This is a genomic window from Undibacterium sp. Di27W (assembly GCF_049340345.1).
In the GTDB taxonomy this organism is placed as follows: Bacteria; Pseudomonadota; Gammaproteobacteria; order Burkholderiales; family Burkholderiaceae_D; genus Undibacterium.
Map to the genome: position 1 here is coordinate 400,042 of NZ_JBMPOS010000004.1, position 13,564 is coordinate 413,605.

Here is a 13,564-nt window from a genome sequence, read left to right on the forward strand (position 1 = left end):
GAGCAAGTATTCATGCGGGTTTACAAAAAAATCTTCTGGTTTTTTCTGGTGTGAGGTCTCAGCGAATAAACATATGCTTAAGCTGAAATTGTTAAATCACATTAAATGAATTATTATAGTCTAGTCAATTCGGCTAGCAAATTTGACCAAAAAAAATCAAGCCACATGATCGCATACCTTCAGCGATTATCAGCAAGTATTGTTTCCATTTAACCTTAAGATTGAATTAAAAGGACAGGCGCATGACTCCGGAAATATCCCTCGAGCAAAAACTCCCCATTGCAGAAACTACTACACAGTATCGCTGGCTGCAATTATTGCTCGGTGTCGTTTGTATGGCGATGATCGCCAATCTCCAATACGGCTGGACCCTGTTTGTCGACCCACTGGATCAAAAATACCATTGGGGCCGCAAAGCCATACAGGTTGCATTCTTTATCTTTGTGCTTACCGAAACCTGGCTGGTGCCAGTAGAAGGCTATCTGGTTGACAAATTCGGCCCTCGTCCCGTCGTGCTGGTGGGTGGTTTGCTGATAGGTCTGGCCTGGATCATGAACTCCTTTGCAGACTCTCTGACCATGCTGTATATCGCAGCAGCGATAGGCGGTATCGGTGCCGGTGCGGTATATGGCACTTGCGTAGGCAATGCGCTTAAATGGTTCCCTGACCGCCGTGGTTTTGCAGCGGGCCTGACAGCCGCTGGCTTTGGCATGGGATCGGCGCTGACCATCATCCCCATTTCTGCCATGATCAAGAACAGTGGCTATGAGTCAGCCTTCCTGTATTTTGGCCTGGGCCAGGGCCTGGTCGTGTTTTTGCTGTCCTTCCTGCTGAGTTCGCCTAAAGATAACAAGGCAACTCCAGCACCAATAGCCACTCAAATCCGCCAGACCAAGGTCGATTTCACCTGGCAGCAAATGATCAAGACACCCGTCTTCTGGGTCATGTATCTGATGTTCGTCATGATGGCAGCTGGCGGCCTGGTCGCCACGGCGCAACTGGCCCCTATCGCCAAGGATTTTAAAATTGCCGACATCCCGGTATCGCTGATAGGCTTCACCTTGCCTGCCCTGACTTTTGCTTTGTCACTGGACCGCATATTCAATGGCATTACCCGCCCTTTCTTTGGCTGGGTTTCTGACAATATAGGCCGTGAAAATGCCATGTTCATCGCCTTCTCGCTGGAAGCAGTGGGTATCCTGGCACTGAGCATCCTCGGTAAAGACCCAGTTTATTTTGTCTTGCTGACCGCACTGGTATTTTTTGGCTGGGGTGAAATCTATAGCCTCTTCCCTTCCACCTGTGGCGATACTTTCGGCAGCAAATTTGCTGCCACCAATGCCGGTTTGCTGTACACCGCCAAAGGCACGGCTTCCTTGCTGGTACCACTGTCAGTCTATGTAGTCGAAGCCTACAAGGGCTGGCATGAAGTGTTCTACATCGCTGCCGGCCTCAATGCCCTGGCCGCCATCATGGCATTGGCCGTACTCAAACCCATGCGTGCCCGCATGCGTAATTTGCAATGAGGGTTGACTGATTTCGCCAGCCCGGGAATGAACCCGAATTAAAAGAAAAAGCCGCGCAGTTTGCGCGGCTTTTTTTATTAAGCAGCGGTAGAAACTTTTACATTTCGCATACGGCCAGCACTACAGTTTTTACGAATTTTTTAGGATCGCCTTGATAAGCTTGCTCTCTGAAAAATAAACGCCTGATTCAAGGAACTGGAATTGATCTTGAACCTGCCAGGCGCCATCTTGAATGACTAAGCGATCATGAAACTCCTGCACATCATTTACCATTTGTCTGCCATGGTGATGGCTTATGGCATCGTACTCGTATTGCCTATGCTATTCGACTATGCTTTCGATACTTGCACAGAACTTGCCGTCATCGTCTGGCTCAATATAGGCTTGCTTGTCATGCGCATCAGAAAGATTCCCTTTCCCTCTCCCGACATGCGCCAGGTCGACATTAAAGGCGGCTTAAAAGTACTCTGGTGGGCGGTCTTCTGGCCCAATTATATGCGCTGACCATGATAATGCGGCGTCATCTGAAACGACGCTGACACTACTATGCACGACAAGCAGTCATTGGGTCGTTTTTAAGCCACGCTCACTTGCGCATGGCCCAGTCAATGCAGCCGCTTCAAGCAAAGCTCCTGCTCATCCTGCTGAACTGCGCATATGCTAAACATGAAAATGCAGAGATGTATTGATCGTCCTTGCCGGTCATGGCATTGTAGAAGCAAGAAAGCCGGGGTTAAAGGGCAAGCCCGGTCGTCACATGACTTTGTTATCCCGGTTCGACAATATAACTTTCTGATATTGGTTGCGCCGTGAGGAACGGCATCACTTTCATGATTTGTTCCAGCAAAAAACCATTGCTGTCAGCCGCTTGCCGATCGGTTTCCGTCTCCCAGACAGTCATTGAGATTCCCTTGTTTGTGAGTGGATCGGTCAGCAATTGCGTGCTGCTAAACCCTGGTTGTTGCTGCAAGAGTGGCAGCACGACGCTCTGATAAAGAGCGACAACATCCCCCATTTGCCCGGGTTTGGACTGCACATGCGTCAAACGTACAAACATCATCTTTCTCCTCAATAAATCAATAAAATTATTCATCCATAGTCGAAATCAATCTGAAGCAGAGGGCAGAAGATACGACTTGACGCAAAGTATAAACGATACAAACTATCATTTAAATATAAATTTAATTAAATTAATGAATACTTAAAATTAATTAAAATAGAACCCGCGAGCATGCCCCCCCCCCCAACTGGACCTGCAAGCAGTCATTTGCTTCAATTCGATATAGTGATTTGTGTCGCTTACCCATTCGCACAGGCCGGTAAACCATCCAGCGATAAAGCGACGGTAATGTTATCGTGCCCGCATGCGCAATTTGCATGAGGTCGTGCTGAGTTAATTGCTTAAGCAAAAAGCCGCTCATCAACTCATCTTCTTGCAACTCTTCTTCTCTTACAAGCTTTTCAGAACAGGCCGCTTTTTTTGCATCACGGCAGTCACTTAATATCTGGTTCTATTCACTTTAATTTTATTGATATGAGCAGCTCACCAACGCCACTGCTGGTTTGCGCCTGTGCAGGCTGGAATGTACCTGGCTTGATCAATACAGAATTGCTAGCGCAATTTCCATCTTTGCTTCAGGTGCAAGACGAATTAAGTTCGTTAAAAAATGGAGTGCACGCATTTAGCCATCTGGAGCGTTATGCAACATTGTTGAATGGCGTGGAAATCAATTCTTCTTTTTATCGCTCGCATCTGCCTGCTACTTATGCGCGATGGCGACAAAGCGTTCCTGAAGGATTTCGCTTTTCAGTCAAATTACCCAAGACGACGACACATGTTTTGCGATTGAAAAACTGCGAAAACGAATTGCAGAAATTTATAAGGGAGGCTTCTCATCTAAAAGAGAAACTGGGATGTCTGCTCATCCAGCTCCCTCCCAGCCTGCCCTTCAATGCTGAAGTTGCCCGGAAATTTTTTTCGCTGTTAAAACAGCTCAGTGATACTCCCCTTGCCCTCGAACCGCGCCATGCAAGCTGGTTTCAAGCTGCTTCATTCGATTTACTACTTGAACACGATATTTGTCTGGTTGCTGCAGATCCTGGTATGGCCGGATACGAGGTATTGCAAGATGATTTTCCTGTGACGGCTTCCACTAGTTATTTGAGGCTGCATGGCAGCCCAAAAATGTATTATTCCAGTTATGGCCGTGTATATTTGGAAAAACTAAGGCAAAGAATTGACGCTCTATCGACACATAGTAGGCGCATTTGGTGCGTGTTCGATAATACGGCAGACGGTGCAGCATTTCCGAATGCCGTAATTATGCAAAGCTTGCTGCATGTCGGTTTTAGCCAACCGCAATAGCTTCAATTTTGCAACAGCCTCTCCACTGAAAACTATAGTGAAAAGGATAGAAGTTGAGGTGCATGTTACGTCTGGTAGGGTGCGCCATGCGCACCATTTCTTAACGCTCACTGTGCTTCTGCGACTGAAGCCATACATCAAAAAGGTGGTGCGCACGGCGCACCCTACACAAACCTCGTATTCAGGATATGCCACATCTTAATTTCGTAACAGCCTCCGAGTGTCCACTAAGTGCGCCAGGACTTTCATAACATGGCATTAAGTCTGGCAATATCCAGCGGCTTGACAAAGTGCTCGTCAAAACCGTGCTCGGCTGCACGGCGGCGATCTTCACTTTGACCATAGCCAGTCACAGCAAACAGGCGCAGTAAATCACCGCCAGGTAGCTGGCGCAAACGCTGAGCAAGTTCATAGCCATCCATACCAGGCAATCCTATATCGAGCAAACAAACATCAGGCTGGAATAGCGGGGCAAGCTGCAATGCTGCCGGGCCGTTAAGGACCACCTTCACCCTGTGCCCCTGTATTTCCAGCATGTCCTGCAGCACTTGTGCTGCATCTTCATTATCATCGACAATCAGAATGGCTAAACCCTGACGTATGACGTTATCCGTTTCCACTACCGATGCTGACGCAGTCTCATCTTCCGTCGTGGATGCCAATGGCTGGTAGGCTGGCAAACGCAGCGTGAAGGTGCTGCCCATGCCCAGGCCTTCACTATGTGCTTCCACACTACCGCCATGCAATGCCATCATGCTGCGTGCTATCGCCAGACCCAGCCCCAGACCGCCTTGCGATCGGCTAAGTGCCTGGCGCTCTTGCACGAATAAATCAAAGATCGTTGGCAGCGTCGCAGTGCTGATACCTATGCCGTTATCGCTGACCGTCAATACCACATCACTGCTCTCACGCCAGGCAGCGATACGCAAGCGCCCGCCTTGCTCGGTATATTTGGCGGCATTGCTGAGCAAATTGGCGACTACCTGCCTCAAGCGCGCCGGATCTGCCTGCACCAGCAAACCGCTGCTGTCAACATCGACCGTCAGATGATGCAATTTGCCCTCAATCAGCGGGCTGATCGTTTCTATGGCATTGGCCACCACTTCACCCAGCTCTATGACTTTCCTGCGCAATTCTATCTTGCCCTGGGTAACTCGCGAGACATCCAGCAAGTCATCAACCAGCGCCACCAGATGCTGGACTTGTCGCTCTATCACTGCCCGTTCTTTTTTGGCAGTATCGACGCCGCGCAAACGCATCAATTGCAAGGCCGTGACTATCGGCGCCAGGGGATTGCGCAATTCGTGACCAAGCATGGCCAGGAATTCATCCTTGGCAAGACTGCCTGCTTCAGCCGCCCGTTTTGCACTCGCCAACTCAGTCACCTCAAACACCACCACAGCAATTCCTTCGATAGTGCCATGATCATCGCAAAGCGGTTGATAGACAAAATCAAAATAGCATTCAACTGGTCGCGCAGGGTTGCCGCGCAGGATGTCAACCCGCACCGAGCGCCCCATATAAGGTATGCCAGTCGCATACACCGCATCCAGCAGCTCAAATATTTGCTGGCCTTCGACCTCGGGCAAGGCTTGCCGGATAGTCAGACCTATCAGCGTGCTTCGTTCAACCAGTTCCTGATAGCGTTCATTGGCCAGCTCGAATACATGCTCTGGCCCGCGCAGAATAGCAATCCCCACCGGTGCCTGGCTAAAGATGGCTTGCATGCGCCGGGTTGCGCTATTTTCTATCGTGCGCACGCGCTGACGCAATAACAATGCGTCGATACGCGCCACCAGTTCGCGACCAGAAAATGGTTTGACCAGATAATCACTGGCACCTGCCTGCAAGCCTTCCAGACGTGCTTCTTCGCCAGCGCGGGCCGAGAGCAGCAGCACCGGAAGTTCATGGGTCGCAGCATCAGCACGCAAGGCTGCCAGCAAGCCAAAGCCATCCAGTTGCGGCATCATGACGTCGGAGACGATCAAGTCCGGCCGGTGCAATTTGATTGCCGCCAGTGCTTCGACCCCATTGCCTGCAAGCTCGATGTGCCAATGCGGCTTCAACAAACGGCACAGATAGTCGCGCATGTCGGCATTGTCATCCACGATCAGCACACGCCCTGACAATGCTGATGCGGACGGTATCGTCACTACTTCAAGTTCAGGCAAGGCTGGCGATAGCGGCACGCCCAGCCAGCCAGCCGCCTCAGCGACATACGCCCTGGACGTCACATGACTGGATGTGCCTACTTGCGAAGGCCGCAGTTGCGCAGGATCAAGATGGGCAGTACCCAGGGGCAAAGTAATATGAAAGCGAGTGCCGCGACCGGGTTCGCTATCGACCTTGATGACACCACTCTGCAGGGCCACCAGGTCATGCACCAGTGCCAGACCTATGCCTGTGCCTTCATGCGTACGGGAGCGCGCACTGTCTATTCTGTGAAAACGTTCAAACAGGCGCGGCAACTGATCTGCAGCAATGCCTATCCCGCTGTCGGCAATCGTCACCGTGACAGTTCCCTGCACGGGTGCTTCGTGCATGCTCACGGTAATCGCACCTTCAAAAGTGAACTTGAAGGCATTCGAGAGCAAGTTAAGGATAATCTTTTCCCACATGGCGACATCAATATAGACAGGCGCCGACAATGGCGCACAGTCAACAATCAATTGCATGCCAGTGCTTTCTACCGTGGAGCGGAAACTGCTGGCCAGGTCAGACGTCAGTGCCGCCAGATCCGTGGGTTCAAACACGGCCTGGGCACGGCCTGCCTGCACACGTGAAAATTCAAGCAGAGTATTCACCAGTTTTTGCAGGCGCACAGCATTGCGCTGCATCAGTTCCAGGCGTTGCCTTTGAACTGGCGGCAGGCTGGCAGCATCTTCAAGCGCCTCTTCCAGCGGGGCCAGCATGAGTGTCAGTGGGGTGCGGAATTCATGGCTGACATTACTGAAAAACTGCGTCTTGGCCCTATCGACCTCTGCCAGCATATCCAGCCGCAAGCGTTCTTCTTCACTGGCACGGGCATTCTGGATGGCATTACCGCACTGGGTTGCCACCAGATCAAAAAAGCTTCGGTAATCATGATCCAGCTTGCGCACAGGACTGACACCCAGCACCACAGCGCCGACGACATTGGACGAAGCCATGAGCGGTAATACCAGCGCCTGACGAACCGGCAAATTGGCCAGCCCGACCGGCAAGGTCTCTGCAAAAGGAAAATCCACCACACTTGCTAACCCCGAGCGCAGAGTGGTAGCAAGTGCATGTTCCAGTACCACTGACAAACTGGCTGTAGCAGCAGGAATTGTAGGTGCCCCGTCTTCCAGGAGGGTGACAGTGGCCGGGACAGTGTCGACAGCAGCGCCAGTTGCCTGCCAGAGTTTCAGCCCGGCGGCGGCTGCTTGTCCCGCTTGTTCCTGGCTCAGGTAAAGCAATGCAAAAGCTATGTCATCAGGATTATTGGCCAGCGTTGCGATCACACTGTCAGCTGCAGCACCAACGGTTTTTTCCATCAAGGATCGACTCGCTATCTCTGACAATGTGCGCAAACGGCGCGCATTCAAGTGTTTGGCAGTGACATCCAGATTGGGGCAAAACAGACCGGCGACATTACCTGACTCGTCACGGATGGGACTATATGAAAAAGAGAAAAAGTTCTCTTCCAGAAAATCGCCACGGCTCATGAACAAACGCACATCATCTGCATTGGTTGCTTCACCAAAAGCAAACACCCGGTCAGCCAGTGGGCCGCAAATGTCCCATATCTCGGACCAGACCTCGGCTACAGGCAAGCCCAGGGCCTGGGGATGCTTGGCCAGGCTAAGCACATCAATGTAGGCATCATTGTAGAGAAAAGTGACGTCTGCTCCCCAGCCTATCCACATGGGCTGGCGCGAACTGAGCATCAGGCTGACTGCAGTCTTCAGGCTCTGCGGCCAGCCAGAAATCGGACCCAGCGATGTGTTCGACCAATCGCGAGCGGCGATCAAACCACCTAACTGACCTGGAGCACTGAGGAATTTATGTTCATTGATAATGTTGGCAATGTGATCGCTAGGCATGGCAACAGGCTGAGTTGAAGGCAATTTGTACAGCATAGCATTTTTTATATGAGACGGAACGGGATGCCTATAGAAGTATTCAATCGCCATACTATGTTAGCTGACGCACAGTCTCACAATGGCAATTCGTGCAAGCTGTTTTCAAGCTGTACCATACTCGGCCGCCTCTGAGGGGGCGGGACAGACTGCTACCCAAAACCAGCCAGCCAAGGAGAGCAAAAATGAAATTCCTGATCATGGTCAAAGCGACCAAAGCTTCTGAAGCTGGCATCATGCCCAGCGAAGCAATGTTGACAGAAATGGGCAAGTTCAACGAAGAACTCGCCAATGCCGGTGTGCTCCTGGCTGGCGAAGGATTGCACCCTTCATCAAAGGGAGTGCGTGTAGGATTTTCCGGGAGCACGCGCAGCGTGGTCAATGGTCCGTTTTCGGCAACCAATGAGCTGATCGCAGGTTTCTGGATCTGGCAACTGCCTTCCCTTGAGCAGGCAATAGCATGGGTAAAACGCTGCCCCAACCCCATGCCAGGAGATTCAGAGATCGAGATAAGACAGATATTCGACAGCGAAGATTTCGGTGATGCTTACACTACTGAGTTGCGTGAGCAAGAAACCAGGGTACGTAAAATTACTGAAGACAAGAGCTGAAGTAGATTTCTTCAATGAAAAAGGTCGGCCAATTGGCCGACCTCAGAGGCTTGTTCAGCCTCAGCAATTGCATCAAAAATTTCAACTTCCGTGGCACTTTACGACACCGTAAAGTGCCACGTAAGTTGAGACTGGAATTGGCAACGAACGCTCCGATTAACAGAAAATTGCCACATAAATTGAGACCGATTGTCGTAATAGTTGAGATTTTTTTCGTTTCTGTCAGATAAAATGAGATTTTCTAGATTTCGTACTTTTAGGCATTTATGTGTGTGATTCATAGACATCGTTTCAATTAAAATGATGCAATGGATGACGAAATTCGAATGCGACTTCGTTGGGTTCAACTCTATGAAGAACTTGGCAATGCAGGCGTTGTGTGCCTGCGTTGCGGCATTTCGCGCCCAACCTTGCGAAAATGGTAGCAGCGATATCAGGAATTGGGCATAGATGGCCTTAAGGAGGAAAGTCGCATACCAAAAACATCTCCAGCGCGCAAAGTTGAGTCAATGCATGAACAGCTCATTGCTGCACTACGGAAGCGCAAATTAGGACACCGTCGAATTCAAAATGACCTACAGCGCCTTCACGGCATTTCTTTATCGACCGCAACTATCCATAAAGTGCTGGAACGTCTAAAGCAGCCGCTTCTGAACCATAAAAGAGCATTCAGAAAGCAGGTCATTAGGTTTAACCGATTCCTGGTGATCGCGTACAAATGGCCGTGTGCAAGATTTCTCCCGGAGTCTATCAATATACGGCAATCGATGATTGCACGTAAGCGAGCAGCCGCCCCACCTAGCATTGAACGCTGCTCTCGTCCAGACTCGCCCTCCCATCACAAGTAAAGAGGAGCAGCATGAAACGAGATCAAGCCAAGCGGCAGCAGTGGCAACAGCACATCGCCCAATGGCAGCAGAGTGTACTGAGCCAGCGCGCCTTTTGCGTAAGCGCAGGCCTCAAATTCGCCACCTTCGGCTATTGGCGGCGCGCACTCATCGCCGAACAGGCTGTTGAGAATAAGCCATCCCAATCGCAACAGCCCGGCATCCAGCTATTGCCCTTGCAAGTGACGCCTGCTGGGTCTGGTTCCACGGGACTGGTGTTGCGCAGGCGCAGAGCCATGCTCTACGAATTCCCTGCTACACCATATTCGCCCTCAATATGCCTGCCGCGGCTGCGACACGGTCACCGCAGCAGCGATCCCGCCAGCGGTGATCGATGGCGGCCTGGCTGCTCCCGGTTTGCTGGCCTGGGTGGCGGTCAGGAAGTTCGCCGATCATTTGCCACTGTACCGGCTGGAACAGATCGCTGCCCGTCAGGGGGTGTCGCTGGCGCGTTCTACGCTGGCAGGATGGATAGGTCAGCTAGGCGTGGCATTGCAGCCCTTAAGTGAGAGACTGGCCGAACTGCTGCGGCAGCGACCTTGCCTGCATGCCGATGAAACCCCGGTACGCCAACTCGATCCCGGTCAGGGCAAGACCAAACACGCCTATTTGTGGGCTTATCGCTCCAATCACCTGGATCAGGGGCCACCGATGATCGTGTTCGACTAACAGAGTGGTCGTGCCGGTGCTCACGCACGCGCCTTCCTCGGTACCTGGCGCGGCCATCTCATGGTGGATGACTATGCTGGCTACAAGGCGCTGTTCGCCGACGGCGTGACCGAACTGGCTTGCCTGGCCCATGTGCGGCGCAAGTTCTTCGAGCTGCATGCAGCCAACGGCAGCCCGGTGGCGGCCGAGGCACTGCGCCGCATTGCCGCCCTGTATGCCATTGAGCAACAGGCCGCGGGCGTGACAGCCGAAGCGCGTCTGCAACTGCGGCAAGCGCAAGCCAGGCCGGTATTGATTGAGCTACACGCCTGGCTGCAGACGATGCAGCAAACTGTCGCACCAGGCAGTGGTACGGGCAAGGCCATTGAGCACGCACTCAAGCGCTGGCCGGCGCTGGTACGCTATATCGATTCGGGCACGCTGCCGATCGATAACAACGCGGTCGAAAACGCGATACGTCCGATTGCCATTGCCAAGAAGAACTGGCTGTTTGCCGGTTCAGAACGCGCAGGACGCCGCGCTGCCGCCATCCAGACTTTGCTGGGCACGACAAGACTTAACGGTCTTGATCCACTGCAATGGCTGACCAGTGTCCTGGAGCGTCTCCCGACTTGCGCTAACAACCAGATCAATTCCCTGCTGCCATTTCAGAACTCTACACCTTTCTAATTCATTTTTATAGGTGGGACGGCTGCTCGCTTACGAAAATTATTCGCACAGTTAATGCATCTGTGTTTCGCAGTAAAAAATTCCGGCGGGCTTTGAAGGAATTAGGGATACGTCAGGAATTTAGCGAACCGGGCAAGCCCTGGCAGAGTGGTAGGATTGAACGTTTCTTTTTAACGCTCAAAGAGAAGTTGAATTTAATCACGCCTGTCAATGGCTTGGCGCTCGATTGCTTGCTGGGCGAATTTACGACCTGGTATAACTTGATCAGACCGCATCAGCATTTGCATGGGTATACACCTGCTGAGGTCTGGACTGGTGTTGATCCTTATATTTCTGCGCCAAAATCTGTTGCGTCTTTCAGTGCTTGGGATGGTTTGCTGACTGGCTATTATTTGAGGCGTTAACTTTCTTAACGTTGATCAAAAAATTAACTTTCCATTGAACACCTTATGTGTTCAGGGCGTAGCTCATCCTGAGCAAATATTTCGCTCAAATTTTAATCAGGCGAACAAAATAAATTGCTCGCACTGATTAAAAAATAGTCAGATTAATGCTCTATTGAACAAAAATCCTCACCAGCTTTTGCAAAAATTGCTGATCTGGTAAAGCGAGTTGGCTTTACTGAACGATGAACAGGGCAACAGGGCACTCGGGGTGAAGCCGTGCAGGCTGACTGAGATTCCTCCCCTACTGGTCGTCGGGCCTCAGCGGCGGCCAGGTCAGGAATGTCGTAATGAAAGACCTGACCCCAGCTTTCACTAAACCTCCCTAAGCCCCTTGGATTGGTTGCAACGAAACTGCCATTTCCAAGGCAACCTTGGAATAATTTATTCCGCCGTCAACCCCGGGTTGCTGCTTCAACTCATCCAACGCGTACGCTATCTCAGCTCTATGTCCAACTCGAAACAAACTAGCGTCCTTTTCGTCATTTACATAAATTCCAACGGTGCGCACGGTACCATCGCTTAGCAGCAAATCAATGGTGTCGTTCTCATTAGTTCCATCTTGATCTGCGATGTAAGCTCGACGAACGATACCGCCGAGCAATAGCAGTGGCATTTTCCCTTGCTTAATATTTTCCCACCACTCTTGCGACCCGAAGAGGCCAAACGTTCCCTTAAGCCCACTTAAGGGTTTTGACGTGTTGAGGGTTAAGCTCTGCGTAATAGCCAGACGTTCAGGATCGTCTTTCAACTCATCAATTAACCGATAAACGATTTCCATCGGCAATTTTTTTTCATCGAATTTTAAAAAAGTCATTTTAATCCTTTTGGCAATTGCTCATAACGAAGAAGATTATCGTTAAAAATTTTCAAAGCAGTGCCCTTTCCAAGTTGTGTATTCATAACACCCATTCCCCCATTGATTACGGGGTTACCCGTCCCCTCTACCTTGAAGCGAGCGTTCGTAGTATTCCACTTCCCCGTACGTGTTGACATTTCTGGAAACTCAAGTGCCGTCGGAGTATTTTCAGCGATTCCGATTTTTTGGAGTTCTGCAGAAGTGCCCGGCTTAGTAGTAAGTCTTACCAAAATTCCGTCGTAATTTTGGGAAAAAGCTTCTAGCGGGGATATTGAAGTTGCCCCCGTTCCCGGCAAGCGGTCAGTCTGCTGTAATCTCTCGAAATGTCGTTCACTCATAGTCCTATAGACGATTTCATTGCCATGGGCATCGAACTCCAAAACTGGGCTTAGCGGATTAGTCGATTTCGCAGCCGGAACGCCTATGCTATTTGCCCCACCAGAACCAGGCGGTACTACATACGATCTAGACCAATTAGTGTCGAATATCGTAGTGTTACCTATTTTTAACCTAAACCCATTAACCGCAATGTCCTCAGCCGCGTACATCGCCGCTGATTTTATCACTGGGGCTGCATATGTAAACGCTTTCGCATAACCCTGAGGACCAAACAGCTCACCTGCTATACCTGCAACACGTTCACGAGGATTGTTATGTGGAATAACTTCACCAGTTGGTATCTTTTGGATGGCTTGATCAGCAAAACGATTTGCTTCTCGATATGACATCCTCATCTCTTGTCGGGCGTACTTAGCCACTTCGCCTTGTGCCAACGATCTTACAATTCCCATCGATATTGTGAACGGTGAGTTCACTGCACCAATAGCAGGACCTACAATCATACTGCCACGCATCGCTTGACCAAAAGTCAAGCGGTTCGGTGTTTGAATACCATTAAACGAACCGCGTAACGCCATGCGCTGACTGATTTCATAATTCACACTCATATTGGCGCCCGCCCGGCGCGCCAGCATAGCGTCAGATGTTTTGCTGTAATCTTCAGAGGAGAAATAGTCAAAGAAATCTAGACCATAGGACTTCAAGCGTTCTTCTCGGGTCATACGATGACCAATAATCTCAACAGTTTGCATATCACCAGCATCTGCTGCCGCAGGGCCGCCTTCTTCAAACCTGAGGCGAGATGGGTAAGTTGGAGCAAATTCGTCATAAGAACCCCATGGTCCTGAGCTCTCTGGAACCTGCGGTCCTGTGGCTTGCCAGCTACCTCGATTCATTTCCCGCAAAGTATCCGCAAATTGCTCTTTGGCGCTATAACTTATATTGGAGCCAGCCAAGCTACTGCCCAGGGCATTGCCAAAGGCATCCCTGGCAATCTGCGCCATCTCTATCTTACCACCACGCATCGCTGCAACAGTAACACCAGATGCAAAGCCACTCACTGTGCCACGTGCAACGTCACTCCAGTAATTGCCTA

At 50.8% G+C, this 13,564-nt stretch carries 9 protein-coding genes and 3 pseudogenes; 8 read left to right on the forward strand and 4 right to left on the reverse strand.

What is annotated here, in order from left to right; all coding sequences use genetic code 11:
• Positions 1–242: 242 nt before the first annotated feature.
• Positions 243–1,526 carry an oxalate/formate MFS antiporter gene (gene oxlT, locus ACO0LF_RS11405; protein WP_423014206.1) on the forward strand — a complete coding sequence of 428 codons (1,284 nt, stop codon included), beginning with the start codon at positions 243–245 and terminating at the stop codon, positions 1,524–1,526.
• A 246-nt stretch (positions 1,527–1,772) separates the two neighbouring features.
• Positions 1,773–2,030, forward strand: coding sequence for a hypothetical protein (locus ACO0LF_RS11410; protein WP_423014207.1), 258 nt, complete (start codon positions 1,773–1,775; stop codon positions 2,028–2,030).
• Between the two features lie 262 nt (positions 2,031–2,292).
• Here ACO0LF_RS11410 and ACO0LF_RS11415 read toward each other — a convergent pair whose 3' ends face one another.
• On the reverse strand, positions 2,293–2,586 hold the full coding sequence (locus ACO0LF_RS11415; RefSeq protein ID WP_423014208.1) for an antibiotic biosynthesis monooxygenase family protein: 294 nt from the start codon (positions 2,584–2,586) through the stop codon (positions 2,293–2,295).
• Between the two features lie 474 nt (positions 2,587–3,060).
• Between ACO0LF_RS11415 and ACO0LF_RS11420 the strand changes: the two genes are divergently transcribed.
• A complete protein-coding gene (locus ACO0LF_RS11420) occupies positions 3,061–3,891 on the forward strand; it encodes a DUF72 domain-containing protein (protein ID WP_423014209.1) in 831 nt (276 codons plus the stop codon).
• 245 nt (positions 3,892–4,136) lie between these two features.
• Here ACO0LF_RS11420 and ACO0LF_RS11425 read toward each other — a convergent pair whose 3' ends face one another.
• Positions 4,137–7,955 (reverse strand): ATP-binding protein, encoded by a 3,819-nt coding sequence (locus ACO0LF_RS11425; RefSeq protein ID WP_423014210.1) that lies wholly within the window; start codon positions 7,953–7,955, stop codon positions 4,137–4,139.
• A gap of 221 nt (positions 7,956–8,176) precedes the next feature.
• Here ACO0LF_RS11425 and ACO0LF_RS11430 point away from each other — a divergent pair, with 221 nt between their 5' ends.
• The 5 genes and pseudogenes from ACO0LF_RS11430 (at position 8,177) to ACO0LF_RS11450 (ending at position 11,231) form a co-directional block, all read left to right on the forward strand.
• Entirely contained in the window at positions 8,177–8,602 is a 426-nt protein-coding gene (locus ACO0LF_RS11430; RefSeq protein WP_423014211.1) for a YciI family protein, read from the forward strand.
• Positions 8,603–9,039: 437 nt separating this feature from the next.
• A pseudogene (locus ACO0LF_RS11435) lies at positions 9,040–9,450 on the forward strand (hypothetical protein); the annotation flags it as partial.
• Positions 9,451–9,461: 11 nt separating this feature from the next.
• Positions 9,462–9,698: pseudogene (gene tnpA / locus ACO0LF_RS11440) on the forward strand (IS66 family insertion sequence element accessory protein TnpA); the annotation flags it as partial.
• 52 nt (positions 9,699–9,750) lie between these two features.
• Positions 9,751–10,827, forward strand: a pseudogene (gene tnpC / locus ACO0LF_RS11445) (IS66 family transposase); the annotation flags it as partial.
• A gap of 62 nt (positions 10,828–10,889) precedes the next feature.
• A complete protein-coding gene (locus ACO0LF_RS11450; RefSeq protein WP_423014212.1) occupies positions 10,890–11,231 on the forward strand; it encodes an integrase core domain-containing protein in 342 nt (113 codons plus the stop codon).
• Positions 11,232–11,595: 364 nt separating this feature from the next.
• On the opposite strand, the gene ACO0LF_RS11455 is transcribed toward ACO0LF_RS11450, so the two are convergent.
• Positions 11,596–12,087 (reverse strand): hypothetical protein, encoded by a 492-nt coding sequence (locus ACO0LF_RS11455; RefSeq protein ID WP_423014213.1) that lies wholly within the window; start codon positions 12,085–12,087, stop codon positions 11,596–11,598.
• The coding region (locus ACO0LF_RS11460) for a hypothetical protein (protein ID WP_423014214.1) at positions 12,084–13,564 on the reverse strand (1,481 nt) is incomplete at its 5' end. The genes ACO0LF_RS11460 and ACO0LF_RS11455, both read right to left, overlap by 4 nt.

Bases quoted from the DNA above. Each gene is read 5' to 3' on its own strand.
- oxlT (WP_423014206.1), top strand. From the start codon at position 243: ATGACTCCGGAAATATCCCTCGAGCAAAAACTCCCCATTGCAGAAACT.
- ACO0LF_RS11410 (WP_423014207.1), top strand. From the start codon at position 1,773: ATGAAACTCCTGCACATCATTTACCATTTGTCTGCCATGGTGATGGCT.
- ACO0LF_RS11415 (WP_423014208.1), bottom strand. From the start codon at position 2,586: ATGATGTTTGTACGTTTGACGCATGTGCAGTCCAAACCCGGGCAAATG.
- ACO0LF_RS11420 (WP_423014209.1), top strand. From the start codon at position 3,061: ATGAGCAGCTCACCAACGCCACTGCTGGTTTGCGCCTGTGCAGGCTGG.
- ACO0LF_RS11425 (WP_423014210.1), bottom strand. From the start codon at position 7,955: ATGCCTAGCGATCACATTGCCAACATTATCAATGAACATAAATTCCTC.
- ACO0LF_RS11430 (WP_423014211.1), top strand. From the start codon at position 8,177: ATGAAATTCCTGATCATGGTCAAAGCGACCAAAGCTTCTGAAGCTGGC.
- ACO0LF_RS11455 (WP_423014213.1), bottom strand. From the start codon at position 12,087: ATGACTTTTTTAAAATTCGATGAAAAAAAATTGCCGATGGAAATCGTT.